At 42.0% G+C, this 24,677-nt stretch carries 25 protein-coding genes; 16 read left to right on the plus strand and 9 right to left on the minus strand.

Going from position 1 to position 24,677, the window contains the following annotated elements:
- Positions 1 to 86: 86 nt before the first annotated feature.
- The 4 genes from N475_RS12870 to olsF form a co-directional block, all read right to left on the minus strand.
- On the minus strand, positions 87 to 365 hold the full coding sequence (locus N475_RS12870) for a peptidylprolyl isomerase (RefSeq protein WP_063355244.1): 279 nt from the start codon (positions 363 to 365) through the stop codon (positions 87 to 89).
- Between the two features lie 157 nt (positions 366 to 522).
- The gene (locus N475_RS12875; RefSeq protein WP_063355243.1) at positions 523 to 2,595 is read right to left on the minus strand and encodes a TonB-dependent receptor plug domain-containing protein; all 2,073 of its coding nucleotides are present in this window, start codon (positions 2,593 to 2,595) and stop codon (positions 523 to 525) included.
- A 112-nt stretch (positions 2,596 to 2,707) separates the two neighbouring features.
- Positions 2,708 to 3,193: a TlpA family protein disulfide reductase gene (locus N475_RS12880; RefSeq protein WP_063355242.1), complete on the minus strand. Its 486-nt coding sequence runs from the start codon at positions 3,191 to 3,193 to the stop codon at positions 2,708 to 2,710.
- Between the two features lie 171 nt (positions 3,194 to 3,364).
- Positions 3,365 to 5,089, minus strand: a complete 1,725-nt coding sequence (gene olsF, locus N475_RS12885) for a bifunctional ornithine lipid synthase OlsF (RefSeq protein WP_063355241.1) — start codon at positions 5,087 to 5,089, stop codon at positions 3,365 to 3,367.
- Positions 5,090 to 5,256: 167 nt separating this feature from the next.
- Here olsF and N475_RS12890 point away from each other — a divergent pair, with 167 nt between their 5' ends.
- Both N475_RS12890 and N475_RS26195 read left to right on the plus strand, forming a co-directional pair.
- Positions 5,257 to 6,177 (plus strand): 2-hydroxyacid dehydrogenase, encoded by a 921-nt coding sequence (locus N475_RS12890; RefSeq protein WP_063365397.1) that lies wholly within the window; start codon positions 5,257 to 5,259, stop codon positions 6,175 to 6,177.
- Positions 6,178 to 6,408: 231 nt separating this feature from the next.
- A complete protein-coding gene (locus tag N475_RS26195; protein ID WP_264373381.1) occupies positions 6,409 to 6,543 on the plus strand; it encodes a hypothetical protein in 135 nt (44 codons plus the stop codon).
- Between the two features lie 59 nt (positions 6,544 to 6,602).
- Here the strand turns inward: N475_RS26195 and smrA are convergent, their stop codons facing one another.
- From smrA to N475_RS12905, 3 genes are all read right to left on the minus strand, one after another.
- The gene (gene smrA, locus N475_RS12895) at positions 6,603 to 7,184 is read right to left on the minus strand and encodes a DNA endonuclease SmrA (RefSeq protein WP_063355239.1); all 582 of its coding nucleotides are present in this window, start codon (positions 7,182 to 7,184) and stop codon (positions 6,603 to 6,605) included.
- Between the two features lie 226 nt (positions 7,185 to 7,410).
- Complete coding sequence (locus N475_RS26085; RefSeq protein ID WP_063365398.1) at positions 7,411 to 7,650, minus strand: hypothetical protein; 240 nt, start codon at positions 7,648 to 7,650, stop codon at positions 7,411 to 7,413.
- 101 nt (positions 7,651 to 7,751) lie between these two features.
- Positions 7,752 to 8,213, minus strand: a complete 462-nt coding sequence (locus tag N475_RS12905; protein ID WP_063355237.1) for a hypothetical protein — start codon at positions 8,211 to 8,213, stop codon at positions 7,752 to 7,754.
- 92 nt (positions 8,214 to 8,305) lie between these two features.
- Here N475_RS12905 and N475_RS12910 point away from each other — a divergent pair, with 92 nt between their 5' ends.
- Positions 8,306 to 8,689: a response regulator gene (locus tag N475_RS12910; protein ID WP_063355236.1), complete on the plus strand. Its 384-nt coding sequence runs from the start codon at positions 8,306 to 8,308 to the stop codon at positions 8,687 to 8,689.
- Between the two features lie 66 nt (positions 8,690 to 8,755).
- On the opposite strand, the gene rpsT is transcribed toward N475_RS12910, so the two are convergent.
- Entirely contained in the window at positions 8,756 to 9,016 is a 261-nt protein-coding gene (gene rpsT, locus N475_RS12915; RefSeq protein WP_063355235.1) for a 30S ribosomal protein S20, read from the minus strand.
- A 403-nt stretch (positions 9,017 to 9,419) separates the two neighbouring features.
- Between rpsT and murJ the strand changes: the two genes are divergently transcribed.
- The 13 genes from murJ to N475_RS12980 all read left to right on the plus strand — a co-directional run bounded on the left by murJ (position 9,420) and on the right by N475_RS12980 (position 24,112).
- Positions 9,420 to 10,994: a murein biosynthesis integral membrane protein MurJ gene (murJ, locus tag N475_RS12920; RefSeq protein WP_264373380.1), complete on the plus strand. Its 1,575-nt coding sequence runs from the start codon at positions 9,420 to 9,422 to the stop codon at positions 10,992 to 10,994.
- Between the two features lie 98 nt (positions 10,995 to 11,092).
- A complete protein-coding gene (gene ribF, locus N475_RS12925; RefSeq protein ID WP_063355234.1) occupies positions 11,093 to 12,019 on the plus strand; it encodes a bifunctional riboflavin kinase/FAD synthetase in 927 nt (308 codons plus the stop codon).
- 24 nt (positions 12,020 to 12,043) lie between these two features.
- Positions 12,044 to 14,872: an isoleucine--tRNA ligase gene (gene ileS, locus N475_RS12930; protein ID WP_063355233.1), complete on the plus strand. Its 2,829-nt coding sequence runs from the start codon at positions 12,044 to 12,046 to the stop codon at positions 14,870 to 14,872.
- A gap of 9 nt (positions 14,873 to 14,881) precedes the next feature.
- Positions 14,882 to 15,388: a signal peptidase II gene (gene lspA / locus N475_RS12935; protein ID WP_063355232.1), complete on the plus strand. Its 507-nt coding sequence runs from the start codon at positions 14,882 to 14,884 to the stop codon at positions 15,386 to 15,388.
- Entirely contained in the window at positions 15,385 to 15,825 is a 441-nt protein-coding gene (fkpB, locus tag N475_RS12940; RefSeq protein ID WP_063355231.1) for an FKBP-type peptidyl-prolyl cis-trans isomerase, read from the plus strand. Before lspA ends, fkpB begins: the two co-directional genes overlap by 4 nt.
- The gene (gene ispH / locus N475_RS12945) at positions 15,825 to 16,754 is read left to right on the plus strand and encodes a 4-hydroxy-3-methylbut-2-enyl diphosphate reductase (RefSeq protein ID WP_063365399.1); all 930 of its coding nucleotides are present in this window, start codon (positions 15,825 to 15,827) and stop codon (positions 16,752 to 16,754) included. Before fkpB ends, ispH begins: the two co-directional genes overlap by 1 nt.
- Positions 16,755 to 16,757: 3 nt before the next feature.
- Positions 16,758 to 17,798 carry a sensor histidine kinase gene (locus N475_RS12950; RefSeq protein ID WP_063355229.1) on the plus strand — a complete coding sequence of 347 codons (1,041 nt, stop codon included), beginning with the start codon at positions 16,758 to 16,760 and terminating at the stop codon, positions 17,796 to 17,798.
- Positions 17,779 to 18,453 (plus strand): LytR/AlgR family response regulator transcription factor, encoded by a 675-nt coding sequence (locus tag N475_RS12955; protein ID WP_063355228.1) that lies wholly within the window; start codon positions 17,779 to 17,781, stop codon positions 18,451 to 18,453. The genes N475_RS12950 and N475_RS12955 overlap by 20 nt, the downstream gene beginning before the upstream one ends.
- Positions 18,454 to 18,550: 97 nt before the next feature.
- Complete coding sequence (gene pilV / locus N475_RS12960; protein WP_063355227.1) at positions 18,551 to 19,102, plus strand: type IV pilus modification protein PilV; 552 nt, start codon at positions 18,551 to 18,553, stop codon at positions 19,100 to 19,102.
- 1 nt (position 19,103) lies between these two features.
- Positions 19,104 to 20,081 carry a PilW family protein gene (locus N475_RS12965; protein WP_063355226.1) on the plus strand — a complete coding sequence of 326 codons (978 nt, stop codon included), beginning with the start codon at positions 19,104 to 19,106 and terminating at the stop codon, positions 20,079 to 20,081.
- Positions 20,075 to 20,566 carry a hypothetical protein gene (locus N475_RS12970; RefSeq protein WP_063355225.1) on the plus strand — a complete coding sequence of 164 codons (492 nt, stop codon included), beginning with the start codon at positions 20,075 to 20,077 and terminating at the stop codon, positions 20,564 to 20,566. The genes N475_RS12965 and N475_RS12970 overlap by 7 nt, the downstream gene beginning before the upstream one ends.
- Positions 20,563 to 23,706: a pilus assembly protein gene (locus N475_RS12975; RefSeq protein WP_063365400.1), complete on the plus strand. Its 3,144-nt coding sequence runs from the start codon at positions 20,563 to 20,565 to the stop codon at positions 23,704 to 23,706. The genes N475_RS12970 and N475_RS12975 overlap by 4 nt, the downstream gene beginning before the upstream one ends.
- Positions 23,696 to 24,112 (plus strand): type IV pilin protein, encoded by a 417-nt coding sequence (locus tag N475_RS12980; protein WP_063355223.1) that lies wholly within the window; start codon positions 23,696 to 23,698, stop codon positions 24,110 to 24,112. Before N475_RS12975 ends, N475_RS12980 begins: the two co-directional genes overlap by 11 nt.
- On the opposite strand, the gene N475_RS12985 is transcribed toward N475_RS12980, so the two are convergent.
- Positions 24,109 to 24,633 carry a GspH/FimT family pseudopilin gene (locus N475_RS12985; protein WP_081232427.1) on the minus strand — a complete coding sequence of 175 codons (525 nt, stop codon included), beginning with the start codon at positions 24,631 to 24,633 and terminating at the stop codon, positions 24,109 to 24,111. The genes N475_RS12980 and N475_RS12985 overlap by 4 nt on opposite strands.
- Positions 24,634 to 24,677 lie beyond the last annotated feature (44 nt).

The raw sequence follows: 24,677 nt of genomic DNA on the forward strand, positions 1-24,677 counted from the left end.
CAACTGTGATTGATGAAAATTGATTAAAACCTATTACACCAATCTGTTTTTTAGATTGAAAATGCGAGTCCTACTTTCTCTATGGTTTAGGAACGGTATACCGTTTTAATTAAGTGGTAGCCAAATTTAGTTTTTACGGGCCCGTGAACTTCATACAATGGCTTTTTAAATACCACATCATCAAAAGCTTTGACCATATCACCTTTATTAAACTCTCCTAGATCGCCGCCGCGTTTTTTTGAAGGGCAAGTAGAGTGCTGCTTGGCAAGTTTATTAAAATCGCCGCCTTTATTCAGTTTGGCTTTAATCGCTAAGCATTCTTTTTCGGTTTTAACTAAGATGTGGTATGCGCAAGCTTTTGGCATGATATTACTCCAAAGATTGTAAACGCGCAGATGATGCAAGGCTGTGGCGAAAAACGCAAGTGGCAATGCCTTGCTCGCCATGCCTTATTTAGGAGAGTCGATAAAAATCTAGTTGGGTGAAGTTGCACCCTTTGCAACTTCACCCTATTTTTTTGCCTTAGAAAGTTACGCTAAAGCCGATGGAAGGTCGCATTTCAAAGTCATCATTTTCTTCCTTAATGTATAAGTCATCTACCGATTTTACTTTGTCATAATCTAGATCTATGTATGCTACGTTGTCCTGACCATATGCGTTCATAAGTTCAAAAATTAATTTGCCATCAAGCCCAAATAGCTGAGTTTTACGTTCAAAACGCACATCTAAACGGTGGTAGGTCTTAAAACGTTCAGAAAATGGGTCACCGTAGACAGGTAAAAAACGATCAGCATGATCCGGGTTTTCTCTCACGCCCACAATCGGTGTATATGCTTGGCCACTGCGTGCGGTAAAGTTGAACCCTCCTTGCCATAGTTCGTTTATCTCGTAGTGGAAGACGGCATTAAAAACGAGCGGCGTATCAGCGTAGTAGTCACGTGTGACGTTGCGGCGCTGGTCTGTACGTTCACTCTTTGCGTAACTCAATGCAACCCAACCATACCAGTTATCCGTTTTGTTTTTGTTAATCAAGATATCTACACCATAGGCGCGACCTTCAACTTGGTTACTGTATAGCAAGTGCGCATCAGCGCCATCGTCTATGGCCAAAGGTAGGTCTTCCATGGTTTTATAGTAACCTTCAATGGACCATGACCACTCATTCTCCAAGTTTTGCCTAAAGCCTAAAGTACTGTGTGTCGCAACTTGTGACTTAAGCTTAGGGTTACCAATCTCAGGTAATATGTGCTCGACATCTTGCATACGATTGTAACGACCAACCTTAGCCGAGATAACACTGTCAGGCGTGACAAAGTAATTCACAGCAGCACGTGGCGAGGTAAATGTTTCATCGGTATAGCGGTTGTGCTGACTTTGCACTCCGATTTCGGTTTGCCAATCCTCATTGGGTTGCCACACATGGGTAATACCAACGAATCCTGAGTCGATATCAATGTTTCGCTTGCCTGAAATACGTTCGCCTTTTTTAAGGTCGCAATCAGGGTCTAATTCAGTGCAAAGGTACTGAAATGTGTCATATTCATACGATGTTTCGTTATCAAAATAGGCGGCATCAAAGATAAATCTATTTTCATTATTGAGTGTATAATTTAATCTTGCCTTGTAGGTAAATTGCTTTTCGCTTTCTTGTTCGAAAAAGCCTGTTGTATTGGTGGCAAGTTTACCGTATTCAAGTCGACCAGAATGATCTAATGCACCGACCCCAACTCTGAGATGGAACTTTTTATTATAATGATCCCAAAGAATATTTTGGCTATTGAACTCTCTGATAAAGCGTGCATCACCTTGAAACTCAGGTGTCTTCTGTGCCAATTCAGAGCGCTCATTGAACCCGGCCGCGGCAGAGTCTTCTGCACCAGTGAAGTTGAAAGTTAACGTGTTATTATCGTTAATATCCCAAAGAAACTTGCCTTGATAATCATGGTCATCTGGTGCTTCGTTAATGAAAACGCCGCTAGGCTCACCATCATCATCCTCTAGCTCTTCTCCTTCATCGAAAAATAGCGGTAGTGTACTTTTTCGTCCTGAAACATAAAAAGCGGTATTCTCTGTTGCTTGACCTTCTACAAAAAAGCCAGCATTGAACATGGTAAAGTCTAGAGTTGTCGTGATTGGCTGATATTTGGGGTTGCGCAATGTAACATCAAATACTGCTCCGGTTGCATTGCTATAGCCTGCGCCGTATCCCGCAGAATAAAGTTGAAAATCTTGAATGATATGACGGTTGAATATAGAACTGCCAAAATCGTGGAAAATATATCCCGCCGGCATAAAATCTACTTCAAACATATTGTCACTTGGGGACGAGCCTCGCACTGCGGGTTCGCTCATTGACCCACCTGCGGCAACAACACCGGGTAATGCAAAGACGGCACGTAATGGGTCACCCATCGCACCTGGCATTTCAATTAATTTTTCGGTGTCTTCAGTAATTTCAGAGGTAATAGAACTGCGCTTGTAGATAACTTCAATGTGCTCCATGTCTTTTTGTTGTGATTGTGCATTGGCAGTCACTGCCATGCACAACATTAACGGAGATAAAGCAAATCGTTTTAAAGCGGTGGGTGCAAACATTGTCGAGTCCCTTTGGCGTAATATTAGTTAGATTCGCGGGACAGTGTATGCAATAAAAGCGTTTATTTATTTGGGCTTTAGGTAATAAAGTGTGTGATGGTTATACACTTTTTTACAAGCGTAAGCGAATGCCTAACTCACTAGAGTAGCCGATTGAACGTTCAATAATTTTTAGTTCTGGGTCCATAACATAGTATGTAGGGTAAGCCTTAACCTTATAATCTTGTGCGGTTTTGCTGTTGCCTAATAAAATGGGCATACTGAGGTTTAAATCTTTGCTAAACGCCTCTATTTCTTCGACGCTCTGAAAATCGAGTGCAATGGCAACTGCATTGACTTTACCTTGGCGGTGCAGCTTATCAATGTTAGGCATACTATAACGACATATGTTGCACCAAGGTGCAAAGAAATAGACGACTGAACGCTCACCTTGTAGTTCACTAATATTATAACGCTGCGATTCATCTTTCATCATGGGCAATGAAAAGTAGGGAGCGGACTGTCTGCCGTCATCTTCGAGCATACCGAGCTCTTGATAGGTAAAAGCAGCAGAAAGTACAACGATAAAGATGATGACGTTGATTATGTATTTGATCATTGGCGGCGCTTTATATGCCTTGTAGTTATGAAGACCGTGCGCCAGTATAAAAAATTGCAAAAGGCATGCAAGCTGTTTATACCAATTCAAGCAATATTATTTGGTAAGATAATGTTGCTAGCAGCCGACTAGCAACCTTACTTGAATCATAATGTTACTAAATAATATTTATCAATCTTGATAAATATTTTCTCCCAGATAGCGTTTTGCTTTATTCGCTTTTAGTTTCGTTAAGTCAACCAACACTAAGCCATCAATACAATTGTTAAAGTCTGGGTCTATGCTAAAACTCAAAAAATTAGCGCCATTTGGTTCACACAGTTCAGTGTACTGCTTAAAAAGAGTCGGCACCTGTGCGCTCATATTTGCCAATATATGCTTGAGCTCCGCAAAATCCTCTTTTACGTCATCGCCAGCAAATAGATTTTTGCAAGAGTTTAATTGAGACTGAGTCAGCTTAAACTCATTATTTGGTATCGCTAATTCAGGTAATTCAGAAAAATAGTGCTGGTAATGATATACCAGCATGGCCTTGGCTTTGTCCGGCAATGCATTGGACAAACTGACTGGGCCAAATAAATAGCGGTGTTCAGGGTATCTTTTTATAAATGCACCAATACCGTACCAGAGGTAATCTAAGCTTTTTCTACCCCAGTATTTGGGTTGTACAAAGCTTCTTCCAAGCTCTAGTCCACGTTCAAAATATGGCTGCATTTCATCTTTATACGCAAAAAGACTACTGGTGTAGAGCCCTTTTACACCATGCTCATTCACAACTTGTCGTGCACTCGCTAAACGGTAAGCACCTACTAGCTCCAGTTGTTTTGCATCCCAAAGAACCAGTTGTTGGTAGTACATATCATATTTGTCAGTGTCGCGACGTTTCCCGCTGCCTTCACCAACAGCGCGAAAAGCAATTTCCCGTAATCTGCCAAGCTCTCTAAAAATGGCAGAGCTCCCTTGATATTGATACAGGTAGATTTGCATACCGTCGGATGTTTCACCCAGCCTTTCGCATTGCTCAATTGCTTTTTTCAACTCTTTCTTACATTCGGGTATTGCGATTGGAGTTTGGGTTTTAAGAGGTAGCGCTTTTTTGCTGTTTAGACGATAGAGTTGCTTACGTATCAAAGCGACGACTTCTTTGTCTTTTAGATTGTCTAATCGATATGATGTGGGAGGAATACTGGCGCCAATCTCAAATTCAAGGGATTTCTGTCGTTGCTTAAACATCTCTTTAACCAATAATAAGCTTGCGAGGGGCTTATAGATCATAGAGGTTCCATAAAAGAGAGGGCTATTTTTTGCTTTTATGTAGATTGGTAAAATAGGACAGTTTGCCTTTTTAGCCATACGTAAAAAGCCGCTATTCCATTTACAGTCCTTGATCCCCGTTGGACTAAGTCGAGACACTTCACCTGCTGGGAAAATCAGTAGGGCACCTTCTGATTTTAAATGCTTTTGGATATTGGCCAATTCCTGTTTTCTGCTTGCGTTTGAAAGGTTATCAACTGGGAGCAATAGAGAGTGCATAGGGGTGATGGACATGAGCATACGATTTGCGACCACTTTTAAGTCTGGTCTCGCTTTTGCTAATACTTTTATGAGTGCAAGCGCATCTAATGATCCAATAGGGTGATTGGCAACGATAACAACACTGCCCTCACTGGGAATATGTTCGATTTGTTTTGGCTTAAAACGAGCGTCGAAATCTAACTCTTCTAAAACTTGTTCAACAAACTCAAGCCCTTCCAAATGTGGATAAGTATCTGCGAAGGCGACAAATTCCTGTTCATGCAAAAGATAACCTAGTCCCTTTTTAACAAGCCCTTTAACTTTGGGAGAGTTTTCTAATTGAGGCAAGTTGGCTTCGATCACTTTATCTACACTGATCATAATTTTTCTCTACGGCTGTTTTTATAGAGATTAAGAATCAACTATGACATTGATGTTGCATACTCATGTCAGTTTTATGGTGATGTCGTTCGCCAAATAGCACTATCTTCAAAAACAAAGCCAACGTTATAATCTTCATGACGATAAAAGAAGAGGAGAGTTATCCCATGTCGGTGTTGGTTTGTATTACAGGTAGAAACAACGACAAGCTAATGATGAAGTTGAACGAAGCTTTGCCCGAAGTAAAAATTGAGCTTTGGCCTAACTGCGAAAATAAGGCTGATGTTGAGTTTGTATTAGCTTGGAATGCACCAGATGAACTTTGGCGGCAATTACCTAATTTAAAGGTGGTTCAATCTTACGGCGCTGGAGTCGATGGTATTCCACTTGATAAACTGCCGAACGATGTTCAAGTAACTCGGATTGTCGATAAGCAATTGAGTGTGGATATGGCAGAATATGTCCTGTCACATGTGCTTGCTCATAAACTACGGCATGGGGAATATAGCGCCAACCAAGCGAATCGTAACTGGAAGCCTCGCCGTGCCAAGTCTAGTAATGTGGTTGGCATACTCGGACTAGGAGAGCTTGGGTGTAAAACGGCTCAGCTGCTGTCCAGCCATGGTTTTTCAGTAAGGGGTTGGTCACGCACGTTAAAAAGACTGGCTAATATTGACTGTTATGCAGGGGAAGCACAGTTTGAACAATTCCTGTCAGGCCTTGATTACCTAGTGTGCCTGTTGCCATTAACTCAAGCTACAACGGGGATACTCAATACGAAGCTCTTTTCCAGTGTGTCCTCGGACTGTGTTTTGATTAATGTCGCTCGTGGGCAACATCTTGTTGAATCAGATTTGATTGCAGCATTAGATAACAATGAAATAGGCGCTGCTGTTTTAGATGTTTTTCAAACAGAGCCACTACCTGAGCATCACCCTTTTTGGACGCATCCAAAAATAACAGTTACACCACACGTAGCGGCTGTTACTAATTTGGATACTGTTGTTGCGCAAATTGCAGCGAATGCAAGAGCATGCTTAGCTAAACAAAGCTTGCAAAACCTTGTAAATCAGCAAACGGGATATTGATTTTTTCAGTGCAACTATATGTGTCAGTTCGGGCTTTTTTTTGTCTGAAATAAACTCAAGTAGCTCTTTTTATTGGAGAGGGGCTTTTAATATACATTAACTCTATGATTTGTAAGTAAATGTAAGTGAGAGTAATTTTAATTTACAAAATTACTGTATAAAAAAACATCTTGAGCGCCTTAACAAGATTCAGTATGTTAGGAAAAAAACAATAATAAACAGGAAAATACAATGAAAAACGGTCAAGGTGGTGTAAAACTTTCTTTTGTCGTTATTTCAGTAGTCGCTTTGGGTGTGTCGGCGTGGTTCAATCAGGCTCAGGCTGTTGAGTTACATGTTGGCAAGACTGTTCAGGTTCAAAATTAGTGACGTAGTATTGGGTTGGGGCCTAGAGCCCCACGTTTAACGTAATGCCAAAGAACATATTATCTTTTGGCATGTATTTCTCTATTTTCTAATTTCTTTTCATCACTCTTTTTAAGCAAAGTGTAGGTTGAGCCACTTCCGCCATGGCATGTTAATGCTGAATGAAACGCCAGTACTTGCGGTATCTCTTGCAACCATTTATTACAGTAGCTTTTCAGGATGGCTGGAAAAGGTTTACTCTTAAGGCCAATGCCATGGCGTATTAACAGCACGCGAATATTGCGCTTCTGGCAATCTGTGACGAACTCGAAGAGAGACTGTCGTGCTTCTACAAAAGACTTGCCATGCAAGTCCAAGGTCGCATCAATTTGGTATTTACCAAGTCGCAGGTTTTTATATACTCCCTCTTGTACCCCATCTTTTTTATAGCCAAGTTGATCATGAGGGTCGAGTAAGTCGACATACTCTGTAGAGAGAAAGTTAGGATCAAAGTCTAATTCTTTTGTTGCTGACGCGCGCCTAGCAAGCTGGGCTTCACTAGGTTGATTTTTTTGTTGTTTAAGTTGCGCTCTATTATCTTGTGCCAACGGAACAACGTCGCCCATAGAAGCTAAAAAGAGCTCCTCATCAGTCATAGCCATGATTGCTCTCCATTACAGAACTATTTTCCCGATTCTAGCTTATCAAGGGGGCGTTTGAATAGCTCTCTAAATGTGATCGCTGCTTTTTTAGCTACGGGTTTGGAAATCTGTAATAAACAAGCCTAAAGCAAGATGAGATAGTGAATAATTATTTATATTTATTCGATAGATATTTTTAATGGTTAGTGGCTGGTGATTGTAGGTCCCAGCCATAAGTCGTGCAGAGTTAGTGCGTGTCGTATTGATCAGCTGTAAAAACTTTGAATAAATAAAAGGAGTTGATCAATATTAAACCTAAATTTGAAATCACTGAAGTACCCATAAGATCAAGACTAAATAATACAAACAGCAGGCTACAGGCCATAACTGCCGCTATACGTAGCAGTGTACGATGATTGATAAAAAGAGCTCCAAATCCTAGTACTAGTAGCAATGTGTTTAGTAACCAGTCAAACTCGTTAGTCATGATCTTAAAATAACTCCATAATGATTAAAAAGGGGCGCCATTATGCGCCGCTTTTTTGCTCATCTCAAACGAGTAATTTTATCTTTTTCGGATTAGTTTTTTTAATCCATTAGTAGGCTTTTAAGGGCTGCAAAGAAACCCTCTTGCTTAATGATTGCATATTTTTGGCAGGTATCAGGGTTTGAAACATCTTGACACAAATATAGTGTGTCTCTGTCAAGCGCTGGTACAGGCTGTAATACGGAATCAAATAGGATGGGTTTCACGCCAGGTAATCCAGGCCAATACACACTTTGTGCCACTAGCCCGAGCTTTTTATAAGTTATCAATTGGGGTTTTGGGAAAAGTATTACCGCAATCGCTAATACCCCAATAAATATCAGCCTTTTAATGCCTTTTTTAGCTGGGGCTTCTGCGGTTGCAGCTTGCATGTTTTGTTGTTGGAGAGCTTGTTGTCGCATTTGTTGTTGTGGTGATAAGCGTTGCTTTTTCTTTTTGTTGGCTTGTTGCTTTTGAAACTCACTTTTATTAAGGAGTGTTTGTTTTTTTGGATTAATTGCCATGCTTAGGTGTAGCCTTTTGGTTGCAGGACTCTATAATAGTTCTATGCTATAGATGATAGCGCATTTCTAATTACTAGCCCACGGGAAAGGATATGGAACAACAAATCTCTATTCTCATTGTTGATGATGTAGGAACTGTGAGAAGCTTTTTGCATCAGACGTTGATGCATTTGGGAATCGACAATGTGACAGAAGCCTCTACGGCAAAACAGTGCATAAATGCGTGTGAAGAGCGTCATTTTGATATTGTCTTTTTGGATATTGAATTACCTGATGGTGATGGTAAAGAACTTATTGCTGATTTGGCGCAGATTAATCCAGACATTAACGTCGTCATGGTGTCTGCACACTCGACAGTTGATAATGTAAAGGACGCGATAGAAAGAGGCGCAAAAGGGTTTGTGGTCAAACCATTTTCTCCGAAAAAAATAGCGGCAATGTTGAAGAAGTTTTACCCTAAATTAGAAATTGCTTAAGGGTTGCCGTATTTCAGATATAAAAAAACCGACTTACGTCGGTTTTTTTATATCCATTACCACAGATTATAGCGCTTTGATTTTAGCAGCTAGGCGGCTCTTATGACGAGCAGCTTTGTTCTTGTGGATTAGACCTTTAGTTGCGTAGCGGTCAAGGATTGGAGTTGCAACAGCGAATGCTTGCTGTGCAGCTTCTTTATCACCAGCTTCAATAGCAGCGTTTACTTTTTTGAAGTAAGTACGCATCATTGAACGACGACTTGCGTTGTGCTGACGACGCTTTTCGCTAGTGATAGCGCGTTTTTTTGCAGACTTGATGTTAGCCAAGGTATGCTCCTAACAATCTTTTAAAAATAAGCTTAGTTTTAAGGCCGAGGACTATGCCTGTTTTATGGACCAATGTCAATAAAAAATAACCTGTCCGGCCTAAATGTTTCATGCGGAAAGCACGCAATTTTTCGCCAAAATTGAAATAGGCTCCGAATTATGTGCTCCTATCTGTCTGTTTTGACTATCTCCTTAACCTTAGGCCCTCGGCTACAGCAGTAACAGACTACGAATCAAGAAACCAAAGTCCCCTGATTAATGGTGCTATTGTAGCAAAACAGACATCTCACGCCTAGCCTTATGTTGCGCGAGCAGGTTGTTGGCATGAATATAGGTTTTCTATTATGGTTCTGCGAGGTATGTGGCATACTTGACGCCCTGATCGGAAAGTTGGGTGAATTAAGTGGCAAAAGGGTTGTTTAAGTCAGGCATGATTGTGAGTGCGATGACGATGTTGTCTCGAGTTTTGGGGCTTGTGCGTGATGCTGTGGTGGCGAATTTGCTTGGCGCAGGGCTCGCTGCTGATGTATTTTTATTTGCAAATCGGATCCCAAACTTCTTCAGACGCCTATTCGCTGAAGGCGCTTTTGCGCAGGCTTTTATTCCTGTGTTGTCAGAGATCAAAGAAAAACATGGTGATGATCAAGTTAGGGTGTTTGTGGCTCAGGCAGCAGGGACACTCGGTACAATTTTATTGATAGTAACAATTCTAGGTGTTGTCGGTTCTCCCGTGATTGCGGGGTTGTTTGGCACGACATGGTTTATTGATTGGTGGCAAGGCGGAGAAAATGCAGCCAAATTTACCCTAGCCAGTAATTTACTCAAATTTACCATACCTTACTTATTTTTTATTTCATTGGTTGCGTTATGTGGCGCGGTATTAAATGTATATAACCGCTTCTCAGTCGCCGCATTTACCCCAGTGCTGTTAAATATAAGCCTGATCAGTTGTGCAATATTCTTGCATGAGAAGTTTGAACAGGGCGCTTATGCACTGGCGTTAGGGGTGTTTATTGGTGGCTTGATCCAGCTATTGTTTCAACTCCCTTTTTTGGGCAAATTAGGCATGTTATCTAAGCCTTCTTTTGCATGGAAAGCGCCGAATGTTGTTAAAGTGCGTAAGTTAATGCTGCCAGCTATATTTGGCGTATCGGTAAGTCAAATTAACTTGTTGCTTGATACAATCATCGCTGCGGCATTAATGACAGGCTCGATTGCATGGCTGTATTACTCGGACCGACTTATTGAGTTTCCTCTTGGGTTATTTGGTATCGCTATCGCAACAGTCATTTTACCTACACTTTCTAAGCTACATGCAAATGACAAGTCTGAAGACTTTCAGAAAACCATGGACTGGGGAGTACGCTTTGTTTTGTTGTTAGGGATCCCTGCAATGGGTGGGTTAATTGTGATTAGTCCGCTCATTATCTCCGTATTGTTTGGCCATGGTGAGTTTGTAAATAGTGAAGTGGATAACATTTCAGCCGTAAGTGCGGGGGTTACAGCCTACAGCGTCGGTCTAGTGAGCTTTATGCTAATTAAGGTGTTAGCGCCAGGCTTTTACGCGCGCCAAGATACTAAAACGCCCGTAAAAATTGGCATAAAGGCCCTTGTTTTGAATATGGTATTTAATTTGGCGCTAGCGCCTTTTATTGGATACTTGGGCTTGGCCTTGGCGACTTCATTGTCGGCAACGTGTAATGCTTTGCTTCTATATATGGCGCTGCGTAAAGATAATATTTATCGCGTGTCTAATTTTACCGTTTGGTTTGCAATTAAATCTCTAGTTGCAACCATTGTAATGGCTGCCACTGTATATTGGCTTTCTTATCAACTCTCATGGCAGGGAGAAAGCACCATGATACAGATAGCTGTATTGGGGGGGCTGTTAGCGGTTGCTATGTCTATATATTTTTCAATCATGTTTATTTTCGGGGTGCGAGTATCAACAATTAAAGACATCAAGCAACTTGATTAATAAATAGGTCACGATGAAACGTGTTCATAGCTCGCATTTCTAGGTAACTTGGGTATAATCGGGCTTTTTGAAGACTCGAGCAAAAAGGCACTCGTTGTATGCAATTGATCAGGGGCATCCATAATATTCGGCCGCATCACTATGGTTGTGTGTTAACCATCGGAAATTTTGATGGTGTGCATTTGGGCCATACTGAAGTATTGAAAGGGTTGAAAGCCGATGCTGATAAATACAACTTGCCTAGTACAGTGATGCTTTTTGAGCCTCAGCCGCAGGAATTTTTTATTAAATCCAAAGCGCCAGCTCGATTAACTAGACTACGAGACAAACTTACTTTACTTGCTGACATCGGAATTGAGCGAGTTATTTGTGTCAGCTTTAACAACAAGTTTTCAAACTTAGAGGCTGAGTATTTTGTACGTGAAGTCTTGTATCAAAAACTGGGTGTTAAGGCTCTCACTGTCGGTGATGATTTTAGATTTGGCAAAGCGCGTAAAGGCGACTTTGCAATGCTTTCTGAAATTGGCAGTGAACTCGGTGTACATGTAAAAGATACGCAAAGTTTTCGCCAACAAAATAGTCGAGTGAGTAGTACTTTAATACGTGCGGCACTTGCAAAGGGAGACCTAAATAAAGCACACGAAATGCTAGGTCATACTTATGCGATTTCTGGACGCGTTATTCATGGTTGGAAAAAGGGCCGAGAGCTTGGTTTTCGAACTGCAAATGTGGCGTTAAAAAGACAAGTTAGCCCAGTACAGGGTGTTTTTGCTGTTAATGCCCATATTAATAATGAAGTTTTTAAAGGGGTAGCTAACGTAGGCACAAAGCCAACATTGAATGGCAAGCGAGCTTTACTTGAGGTACACCTGTTTGATTTTGACCAAAATATTTACGGTCAGTTTATAAGAGTGGAGCTTTTATATAAGCTTCGAGATGAGCAAAAATTTGAGTCATTGGCGCATCTGACAAAGCAAATATCGGCTGATGTCGATGCAGCCAAAGCAGTATTTTCTAAAATTTAGGTAGCCGAACGGAAAGTAAGTTAAATGAGCGATTACAAACATACTTTGAATTTACCGGAAACACAGTTTCCGATGCGTGGCAATTTGGCGCAACGCGAACCCAAAATGCTAAAAAAATGGTATGAACAAGATCTATACGGTCAAATTCGCATTGCGAAAAAAGGTAAAAAGCCATTTATACTTCATGATGGCCCTCCATACGCCAATGGTAATATCCACTTAGGCCATTCAGTAAACAAAATTCTGAAAGACATTATTATCAAATCAAAAACGTTGTCTGATTTTGATGCGCCATATGTGCCTGGTTGGGACTGTCACGGTTTACCGATCGAGCTACAAGTTGAGAAAAAAGTAGGCAAGCCAGGCAAAAAAGTCTCTGTTGCAGAGTTCAGAGAAAAGTGTCGTGAATATGCCCGTAAACAAGTTGAAGGCCAGAAGACGGATTTCAAACGTTTAGGTGTATTTGGCGATTGGGATAAGCCTTATTTGACCATGAATTTTGACTTTGAAGCGAATGCGATTCGTGTTTTAGGTCGTATCATCAAAAATGGTCACTTACACAAAGGTGCTAAGCCTGTTCATTGGTGTACAGATTGTGGCTCAGCGCTTGCTGAAGCAGAAGTTGAGTATCAAGACAAACAGTCTCCAGCAATTGATGTTCGTTTTGAATTTACAGATACAAACGCGGTAGAAAAAGCGTTTGCACTGGCTGAAGGCCATGAAGGTAAAGGCAACATCAGTACTGTAATTTGGACCACAACGCCGTGGACGCTACCTGCAAACCGCGCAGTAGCTGTACATGGTGGTCTTGAGTATGCGCTTGTTCAAGTTGAAGACGAAGGTAAAGAGCAGCGCCTTGTGCTTGGTTCTGAGCTAGTCAAAGATGCGCTAGACCGTTATGGTTTTAAGCATTATCACGTACTCGGTTACTGTAAAGGTGACGTGTTAGAAAAGCTTGAAGTCGCTCACCCATTCTATGATTTCAACGTACCTGTTATTTTAGGTGAACACGTAACGACTGACTCAGGTACGGGTATTGTTCACACCGCTCCTGGCCATGGTCAAGAAGATTTCGTAGCGGGTCAGGCATACGGATTAGAAGTGGCTAACCCAGTTGGTGCAAATGGTGTTTATTTACCCGACACACCAGTTTTTGCGGGTCAGCACGTATTCAAAGCAAACGCAAACGTCATTGAGCTGTTGACGGAAAAAGGTGCTTTAATGCACCACCATGCACTAACTCACAGCTACCCACATTGTTGGAGACACAAAACCCCAATTATTTTCCGTGCAACACCACAATGGTTTGTCAGCATGGACCAAGCGGATCTTCGCAAAGACTCAATGCAAGAAATTGAGAAAACGCAATGGATCCCTGCATGGGGTGAGAATCGCATCGCGAACATGGTTGAAGGCCGTCCTGACTGGTGTATTTCACGCCAACGTACTTGGGGTGTGCCAATTGCACTGTTTGTTGACAAAGATACGGGTGCGCTTCACCCAGATACAGAAAGCTTAATTGCGCAAGTTGCAGACTTAGTCGATCAGTCAGGCATTCAAGCTTGGTATGACCTAGAACCTGCCAGCTTGTTAAACGAAGCTGATGCACAGCAATACGTAAAAGTTCAAGATACTCTAGACGTATGGTTTGATTCTGGTGTTACGCACGCGTGTGTTGTTGATGCTCGTGAAGAACTAACTGGTCCAGCTGACTTATATCTTGAAGGTTCTGACCAACACCGTGGTTGGTTCATGTCTTCCATGATGACGTCAGTTGCGATTAACGGCCATGCACCTTACAAGCAAGTATTGACACATGGTTTCACTGTTGATGAAAACGGCCGTAAGATGTCAAAGTCTTTAGGTAATGTTATTTCTCCACAAGACATCATGAACAAGCTTGGCGCAGACATTTTACGCTTGTGGGTTGCATCAACAGATTACACAGCAGAAATGACTGTTTCAGACGAGATTTTCAAGCGTTCTGCTGACCGTTACCGCCGTATCCGTAATACGAGTCGCTATTTATTATCAAACTTGAGTGGCTTCAATCCTGAGACAGACTCTGTTGCAATTGAAGACATGGTAGAACTAGACAGATGGATTGTAGCGAGAGCGGCTGAGCTTCAGAATGAGATCGTCGAAGCTTATGACAGCTACCAAATGCTGGTTGTTACGCAAAAATTGATGAACTTCTGTACGGGTGAACTAGGTTCATTCTATCTAGACGTAATCAAAGACAGGCAGTACACAGCAAAGAGCGACAGTCATGCAAGACGTTCATGTCAAACTGCGCTTTACCATATTGCCGAGGCAATGACTCGCTGGATGGCACCAATTCTAAGCTTCACAGCTCAAGAGATCTGGGAAGTGTTACCAGGTGAACGTGGTGAGTTTGTATTCACTGATGTATGGTATGAAGGTATCAACGGAGCAACTTGCGGGAAGTTTGACAATGCATTCTGGCAAGAGCTGTTAAACGTACGTGACGAAGTGAACCGTGTAATGGAGAACGCACGTAAAGAAGAAGTAATTGGTGCGACATTACAGGCTGAGGTAACACTTTACACTGGTGGCGAACTTGCTGAAAAACTTCAAGGCCTAGAAGATGAGTTGCGTTTTGTATTGCTTACTTCAAAAGCGCATGTTGAAGTTGTTTCTAGCAAGCCTGAAGATGCTGTTTCTTCAGAAATCGACGGTTTGTTCATTAAAGTGGCTGCGACAGATGCAGCTAAATGTGACCGCTGTTGGCACCACAGTGAAGACGTAGGTAGCAATGACAAGCACCCAGAGCTGTGTGGCCGTTGTATTACAAACGTTGATGGTGAAGGTGAGCAACGCAAGTTTGCATAGGAGTTTTAAGTGACCAATTTGACCGAACGTAGTGGTCTAGTGTGGTTGTGGCTAAGTCTACTGCTTTTTGCAGTAGACTTTGGCACTAAAGCGCTAGTCGTGGCAAATATGAAGCTTTACGAATCTATTGAACTATTACCTTTTTTTAACTTTACCTACATGCACAATTATGGCGCAGCATTTAGCTTTCTAAGCGAAGCTGGCGGCTGGCAACGTTGGTTTTTAAGCGGAATTGCTGTGGCAATTAGCGTATTATTGGTTGTGTGGTTAAAAAACTTGCGAGCAAATAACTGGGTACTTTGCGGTGCATATTCTCTAGTATTGGCTGGTGCTATTGGTAATTTATACGACAGAGTAACGCTTGGCTACGTTGTCGATTTCCTACATTTTTACTATAAAGATTGGCATTACCCTGCTTTCAATGTTGCCGACATGGCAATCGTTGGTGGTGCTGGTCTACTTCTATTTGATGCATTTTTCGGTGATAAAAGCGAAACTCGGGAGACAAAAGCGTGAGTGAACAAGCCATAGGCCCAAAATCAGAAGTGTTATTCCACTATTCAATCAAGTTAGAAGACGGTTCTGCCGCAGACTCGACAAAAGTGAATAACAAGCCTGCAAAGTTATTTATGGGAGATGGAAGCCTCACAGAAAATTTTGAAAACTGCTTACTGGGTTTAAAAGAAGGAGATAATAAGTCCTTTCAACTGCAGCCAGAAGATGCTTTCGGTATGCCAAACCCAGACAATATTTATTATTTAGATAGAACTAAGTTTGGCACAGATACGCCAGCTGAAGTAGGGAGTATTATTGCTTTTACTCAGCCGGATGGTACCGAACTTCCTGGCTTGATCAGAGAGGTTGCAGGTGACTCTGTAACGGTTGATTTTAATCACCCTCTGGCTGGGCAAGTGGTAACATTTGAAGTGGATATCTTAGAGGTTCAGAACTGATGGAAATATTGTTGGCAAACCCGCGCGGCTTCTGTGCAGGTGTAGACAGAGCAATCAGCATTGTTGAACGAGCTCTGGATATTTTTGAAAAGCCGATATATGTGCGTCATGAAGTAGTTCACAATAAATATGTTGTTGACGGGTTACGTGCCCGAGGCGCTGTATTTGTTGAAGAGCTGCATCAAGTACCAGACGATAGCATTGTGATCTTCAGTGCTCACGGTGTCTCGCAAGAAGTGAGAAAAGAAGCGAAAAGGCGAGAGTTAAAAGTATTCGATGCAACTTGCCCGTTGGTAACCAAAGTGCATATGGAGGTAACCAGAGCAAGCCGCAAAGGTACCGAATGTATTTTAATTGGTCATCATGGTCACCCTGAAGTAGAGGGAACTATGGGTCAGTACGATAATACTGATGGTGGTATTTACTTAGTTGAAACACCGGACGATGTGGCATTACTGGAAGTTAAAGACGCGAGTAACTTGTTTTACTGCAGCCAAACGACGCTTTCGGTAGATGATACTGCAGATGTTATTGAAGCGCTTCGCCAAAAGTTTCCAGATATTCATGGACCGAGAAAAGACGATATTTGCTATGCAACGCAAAATCGTCAAGATGCGGTACGAGATCTGGCCGACAAAGTTGATCTTCTTCTTGTTGTTGGTGCTAGAAATAGCTCAAACTCTAATCGCTTACGTGAATTGGCTGACAAAATGGGCACGCAAGCGCATTTGATTGATGATGAAAAGAGCATTTCATCAGCATGGTTTGAAAATGTTGAGAAAGTTGGCGTCACAGCTGGTGCATCGGCTCCAGAAGTATTGGTCCAGCAAGTTATTTCGCATTTAAAAGACTTGGGTGGAAAAACGGTTATTGAAAACCCCGGCCAAGAAGAGAACGTGGTTTTTGCAGTTCCAGTGGAACTAAGGTAAATCATGACTCCATGGGTTAATTCATCGACAATTGACCATGGTTTACTAAAGGCGATGCTTACGGAGCGAGGCATCTTAGCGATGATTATAGGCTCGCAAGCCGTCGCCTTTATTTATACTTTATCCAGCGGTAAAGACTTTTGGCTTAGTTTAGGGTTGGTTAGTCTATTTACCCATGCCAATGCTTTTGTCACTCTGGCAATTATTGCTGCTGCAGCTAAGTTAACCAAGAAGCTTAACTTTAAAACTGAGCTTGGAGTGGTTCTATTTACCTTTCAATTTGTGTGCTTCATAACCAGTATTTTGGTTCAGTATTCTGTCTTCTCCCCTGTGTTCCCAGTAAATTGGCAATTTGTCCTTAACAACAGCGCAATATGCGGTTTTGTGGTGATCCTGTTGTTGCATTTTATGGCAATTTACATCGACAACTTAAATACTATTGCACATGCTGCTAATGCCGAACTTGAAGCATTACAAGCTCGTATCCGCCCCCACTTTCTTCACAATGCCTTAAATACACTCGCGGAGTTATGTCATGAAAACCCAGATGCAGCGGAAGAAGCTGCCTTGACCATGGCTAAGTTAATGCAGGTGGCGTTTGCGAGTGGTAGGAAGCATAGCCTTGCTCAGGAAATCTCGCTTACCAAAGGGTATCTAGCAATTGAAAAATACCGCTTTGAGCACAGGTTAAATGTAAACTGGCAAATTGCCGAGATAGATCTCAACGCCACGGTACCGGCTTTGATAGTGCAACCTCTTGTAGAAAATGCAGTCGTCCATGGGATTGAGCCGTTGGTAAGTGGTGGCAACATAGATATTGATATTACCCATGATGGAAGCAAGCTATTGATAAAGGTGACAAACCCCTACAATGCGCAATCAAAATCCCGAACTGGACAAGGGATTGCTCTGAATAATATAAGACGACGTCTACTCATTTATTTTGGCCCTGAAGCAACTTTGAACACATCGCAAAAAAGTGGTAGATTCTCTACCATAATGAGGTTGCCGCTAGGAGCTTTGAATGAAATATCTGGTAGTTGATGACGAACCAATTGCAAGACGCAGAGTAAGACGGTTATTTAATGACTATGAAACCTTTGAGTGTGTTGGCGAAGCAGCGAATAGCCAACAAGCGATTGAGTTGGCTGAAAACAGCCAGCCAGATTTAGTTATCTTAGATATTTCTATGCCGGGTATGGATGGCATAGAGTTAGGTCATCACCTAAGGGAATCGCATCCAGACATCAAACTTGTCTATGTTACCGCTTATCCAGAGCATGCATTAAAAGCTTATCAAGTATATGCTTCGGGCTATTTAGTAAAACCAATTGATCAGCAGCAGTTAGCAGAGCTGTTGAATCACGTTTTCCCAAATTCTTTGGCCAAAATTCAGTTCCAAGTGGGGCACGATATTCGTTGGGTAAACGTGGCCGATATTATTATTGCCCAAACCGATGATAGGTATACTCATATCTATTTTGGTAAGGGAGATGCTTTAATTGATATCCCTTTAAAAAAGCTGCTTTCAGACTATCCCACACACTTTGTCCAAGTGCACAGAAACACCATTGTTAAGAAAGACAGTATCGTAAAGTTGGAGAGTGTCGCGGGCGCGCATAAAGTGGTTTTAGAAGGCGTTGATGAACCCGTGCAAGTCAGCCGGCGTGCATACTCAAGTTTGAAATCACTGTATTAACCATTGACCCACATTGATTGACCGTTTAGTCACGTTGGTGTTTGGTTAGTGAAAAAAATCGATACTATATACAGTAGGTCATAGATTGAGTTTTTTCATGAGTAAATTGTTTCCAAAAGTAAACCAAGCTGGATTCACCCTCTTAGAGGTTGTGATAGCCTTTATGGTGCTTAGTTTTGGCTTACTTGGCGCGGTTGCTCTGCAAGCAAAGGCAAAACAAGCAAGCTTTGACTCTATGCAGCGGGCCGCAGCAGTGGCGTTAGCTGGTGACATTATGCAGCGAATTCGCTCAAACGATACTTCAGATCTTATTGATCATTATGGCGGTACATTTACAAGCCAAACGCAACTGTCCACTGATTTAACCTGCTTTTCGAGCTTTTGCAATAATCAAGCGATAGCAAATCTAGATAAAGAACAATGGAAACAGGCGATTCGAGCCAAAGAAAATACAGGCTCATTAGATGACACAACTGTTTGTATCTCCCCAGTAAGAGATGGTAATGGTTTCGATGTTACGGTAACCGTCGCATGGGTTGGGCGGCAAGCAATAAAAGCGACCAATGCAACGACAGCAATAAATTGCGGTACCAAAGATGACTATCGCAGACTAGTATCAATCTCCAGCTTTGTGTTGGTACGGAGTTAGTATGCGTCAGCGTGGTTTTACACTTGTAGAGATATTGATCTCGTTGTTTATTGGAGCAATTTTGCTAGGCGGGGTTGTCGCGACCTATGTCAGCATGCGTGTAACCACTAAAGATACAATGGCGATTGGCGAACTTCAGGAAGTCGGCCGTTTGTCACTGACCTTATTACGTCGCGATTTAGAACAAGTAGGGTTTTGGGGGACTTTCTATGATCAAGGATTTAGTGATAACAACTCGTCTGGTCCCGCAAATCCCCCTGGTGATTGTTTTGGAGGGCTTAATAACGGTAGCTTTCCTAGCTCTGTACCAACTAACTTTAGACCTATTTACGCCGATTATACTGCGACAGGAAATGCGCTAGGTTGCATCGCTGGCGCAAAGAAAAACACAGAAGTTTTACAGGTGAAGTTTTTAGAAGGGGTTCAAATAACAAACGGTGTTGTGGACCAGAACAAATATTACTTCATTGCTCAACAAGAACAAGCGCAATTTTTATCAGGACCAAACTTCACTGGGCTACCTAATGTGAATGCCACTTTGTGGCCATATAGTCATCACGTCTACTTTATTGAAGAACAATTGATCACGATTGATAATCGACAATTGTCAGTGCCTGTTTTGAGAAGAAAACGATTAACCGTCAATGGTGATATGACAACAGAAACCGTCATTGAAGGTGTAGAAGATATTCGCTACCTGTTTGGTATCGATATCGACGGTGATAGTCGAGTGGATAGTTACCGTAGTGTTGTAGACATGACTGCGAGTGACTGGGAGCGCTCTGAAGGCGTACTGACTGTGCAAGTGATTGTGTTGGTAAGGTCACTAGAGCCTGATCCCGGCATCAACTTGAAAAATCAAACCTATACGTTGGGAAATGACGCGGACAAAGTAGTTCATACCTTTTCAGATAATTATCGACGTACAGTGTTTTCGACCACAGTGCAACTTTACAATATGGGGTCATCAGCATGGTAAATAAACGTAATCAGCAGGGGATGGTATTAATTGTATCTATGGTACTTATCGTCGCGGTAACGAGCGTTGCTGTAACCTTAATGAGCAGCAGTACTATCGATATTAAAATAACCAATGCCGCGCAGGAAAGAGAGACTGCCGAGGCATACCTAATGGGTGAACTACAGAGGCTGGTAAAAGACCAAAAGCAGCTATTTGGAGCCAGCAAATTCCATTTAAAAAATGGACAAATAGACGAAATTGATGATGGAGTCCACAAGTTTGATAGGCAAGACGCTGACAGCAAGATTGACTTTGAACTAAGGAACTTAAACAGAGGCCAGCTAGAGGTACCTTGCCCACGAATTTATAGTTACACAGAGGGAGTCGTATGTAACATGACTGAGTTGAGAAGCTCAGTAGAATATGGTGATCAGGGTAGACACAAAGTTACCGTGGTAATAGGGATAGGGCAGGAAATTCAAGATGTGAAGGCGAACCAATGATGTTTAAACGACTACTTACTTTCATATGCCTGACCTTCTTATCAGTTGCATATGCCGAAGACATCGAATTGTATGTAAAGCATGATGTGGGTGGCAATGAAAAATCACGTGTTATCTTGATCTTTGATACCTCAGGCAGTATGGCGTGGGATGTTAATGACGGGAAGCGCTGCTACGAATATCGAAATTTCAGAATACGCTCAGTAGACTGTTTTGATACCTCAAAAACAAACAAAACTTGTTACAAATACCGGAATGGCCGATATCGCTCTTCTAATTGTGGGGATAGTCGTCTTAAAGTAGCTAAAGATGCGATGGTGTCACTGGTGAACGATAATCCAGATTTCGATTTTGGACTAATGCGTTTGTATTCAAGCTCTGGTGGATATGTTTTAAATGGCATAGGCGCAGATCCTAGTGTGGTGGTTAGTAAGATTAATAGCCTACGAGCTAGTGGTAATACACCGTTGTCGGAAACACTGTGGGAAGCATACCTATATTTGACCGGCAGAGCGATTGACTATGGCTACAACGGTGGCAATAACCGTGACAAGACAATCGAGTCTAACGGCTACTACAAGTCGCCATTTGCACCTGTAGCGGGGGAGCCTGAGCGTTGTGATACGTCAACAAATATTATTTTGATGACCGATGGTGACCCGACCAGTGATAGCGGAAAAAATAGCGCTATTAGCCAAGAGCATTACAGAACATTTGGCTCGTATCCAAGTCCAGTTTCAAACAATTACCTAAACTCATTGGCTAAATTGATGAGAGGAACGCAGGATAAGCAAGTAGACCTTTACCCAACTACAAGTGACAAGCAAGATTTTGCGAGAGTGTATACCATTGGTTTTGGTACAGGTATGTCGAATTCTGGTAAAGCTTTGTTAGAGCAAACCGGTAAAGTTGACGGCGGTGGAGACTACTTACATGCAAATACAGCGTCACAACTTTCCAATGCGCTAAAACTAACAATCTCTAAAATCAGAGAGCAAAGTGATAGCTTTTCTGCACCATCAGTCTCAACCAGTAGCTCAGACTTAAGCCGAAGTGGAGACTCCGTATACTTCACAATGTTCTATCCAGAGACACATACACGTTGGTCGGGAAATTTGAAAAAGCTCAAAGTGACCGGTGGCATAGTTCATGGCATGGGGAGCACTGCTAACGCAATCAATGATAAAGGACAAATAGGAAAAAGTGTAACCACCTATTGGTCTGAGCCTGGTAGTAAAGATGGTAATGTTGTGTTGGAAGGTGGCATAAATTATCAGTTATATAGTCGTCAAACTAATCGCAAACTCTACTCGGATTTTGGTAAAGGTAAACTGTATAACTTTGACTACAATACTGCGTTAAATGCCCACCAAGGGTCACTGAATAACTTAGCCGCCAAGTTTGCAAGCTCAGGCTCTGAAGTACGAAACTTGATAAATTGGTCGAGAGGACAAGACGTAGATGACGCCGATGGTGACAATAGCCGTACGGATAGACGCAAAGACATTTTTGGAGACCCGCTACATTCAAGACCGGTGAGTATTGACTATGGCAATGGTGATTTGCGCGTAATTGTTGGTACCAATGCAGGCTTTTTACATATGTTTAAAGACAATGGCAATACAGTATCAGAAAGCTGGGCATTTATACCTGATTCACTTTTGGACATTATAAAACCACTAAAAGATCGTAAACGAGATACCAAACTGTATGGAATGGATGGACCAATTACGGTGTATTTTTGGGACAAAAATGACAGTGGCGTCGTAGATGCCGGTGAAAAGGTGTGGTTAATAGCAGGTATGCGACGCGGTGGTAATGAATACTATGCTTTTGATATTACTGTGCCGGATCTACCAAAGCTGATGTGGGGCGGGCCGATTAAAGGGGGCAGTGGTGCCTTTGCCGAGTTAGGCCAATCTTGGTCCAAGCCCATTGTGTCGTTTATTACAGCACAGCCTGATAAACCAGTACTAATATTTGGTGCAGGCTATGATACCAACAAAGACAATGTTACTTTTTCTGAAGACAGTAAAGGTAGAGGTTTATATATTGTTGACCTACAAAGCGGTAACCCTGTTTGGTCATTGACACCTGCTACCGGTTTCAAAGGAAAGCACAGTATTGCCGCAGATGTTAGTGTATTGGATTCTGATTATGATGGTTTTATTGACAGAATTTATGCTTCGGATACCGGTGGCGGAATTTGGCGAATAGATATTCCAAGCGCGAAGCCTGATGATACAAATGCGCCTTGGACACACTTTATGTTCGCAAACCTAAGTGGATCGAAAGACAATCAAAAGAGACGCTTTTTTTATCGTCCGATGGTTGCGAGAACTTATTTTAGTAAAGTAACGCTAGAAAATGTGGATGGTAAAATAACAAAAATAAGAAGAGATGTTCCTTATGAGGGAATATTGATAGGCAGCGGAAACCGAGCGAAGCCAACTTCGACATTTACGAAAAACTTTTTGTTCATGTTACGTGATGAAAACACCAAAACGAAGTCCTTTAAATCTGGGAATATACCGTCTCCAATTCGGGCTGGTCAGTTATTAAATGTTACCAACGACCCGTTCAAGGCAAATTTGAACAGCTATGACAATTTCACAGACAAAGAGGCTGAGCTCGGCAGTGCGAAAGGGTGGCGTATAGCACTTGGATCAGGTGAAAAGTCTTTGTCGGCCGCCACAGCCATTGGTGGGTTGGCCTATTTTACTTCATTTTCCCCAACAACGGTGTCGGAAAACCAATGTAGCATTGGCGAAGGTACAGGGTATCTTTACATTGTACATCTGCATTATGGTATGCAAGTGTTTCAGAAACGTCGCTATCGAACTACAGCGACCTTACCTGACACGCCTAGAACGCATTACGATGTATACGTAGATCCAAACACAAACAAAAAGTCGGTCAAGGCTAAAATTATAAGCCCAACAGTTATTAAGGAAGATGCGGTAGATGAGATGTTTGGTGGCAATCCGGCTGATGGAATTAATCCTCAAAGGTTAGAGCCGCCGGGCGTCTATAAAAATAAAGATGGCTCGGCAAATGTGCCTGGTGTTACCTCTTTAGAGATAACATATGAAACAAGACAGTTGTTTATCTATAAGAAAGAAGACAATGATGAAAAGTAAAGCATTTAAATATAGAGGGTTTACCTTAATTGAAATGATGATAGTGGTTGCCGTATTAGGTATTTTGGCAACCCTAGCATACCCCAATTATACTGGCTATTTGCAGCGAGCAGCGAGAGCGGAAGCAATGACAATCCTGCTTGATGCAGCCAATAAACAAGAGCAGTACTTTGTGGACAATCGGCAATACGCGAGTGCTCTCTCAGACATTGGTATACCTAGTACAAGTGGTAACGGATATTTCACGCTGACTGTAACACTTGCGAATGGTGGTTATACTTTGACAGCTACCGCTGCAAATGGGCCTGTAAGAGGTGATACGATATGCACAACTTTGTCTTTAAATAATTTAGGGATTAAGTCCATAACTGGCACAGGTAGTGTAGATGAGTGCTGGGAGCGTTAATCACATAAGTGCGTGTCCTTTAATGTTGTTCGCCCTATGATACTGAGTGATAGGGCTTTGCCAGTTTTACTTCCGTCATAATGCAGGACGCAATAGACAAACGTACCATTTCCTAATCCCCAAGTGGTGCCCGAATGCTTAAAAGTAATCGCTCGTCTGGGGTAAGTAAGTTCGTCAACTGCTGGGATCTTATCCAAGACTCTGAGTATCGTATCTTGGCTGTTAAATTCTTTGAGTTTCCCTTTATCTATAAAAATTGTTAGCTCTTCATGCCAAAATGCTCTAGAGCATCGGTTATTCACCAACGGGCATAAAGTCACTCTTTCACCACTGTAAATTGATTTTAGTCTGGCATAGCTCAAAGCCCTATCTAGAGAGATAAGTGCTTGTTTAGGCCTGTCAAACTTCATGAGTTCAGAGGTAGAGGGAACACTGATAGATAACAAAATAGCACTGATTAGGCACACGACTACAAGTTCGAATAATGAAAAGCCCATTACCTGTTTATATGAGTTTGTCATGACCGCTTTCCTTGCGAAACATATAATTTTCTAGCTGCACGTAA

Source organism: Pseudoalteromonas luteoviolacea DSM 6061, from assembly GCF_001625655.1.
GTDB classification, from domain to species: Bacteria; Pseudomonadota; Gammaproteobacteria; order Enterobacterales; family Alteromonadaceae; genus Pseudoalteromonas; species Pseudoalteromonas luteoviolacea.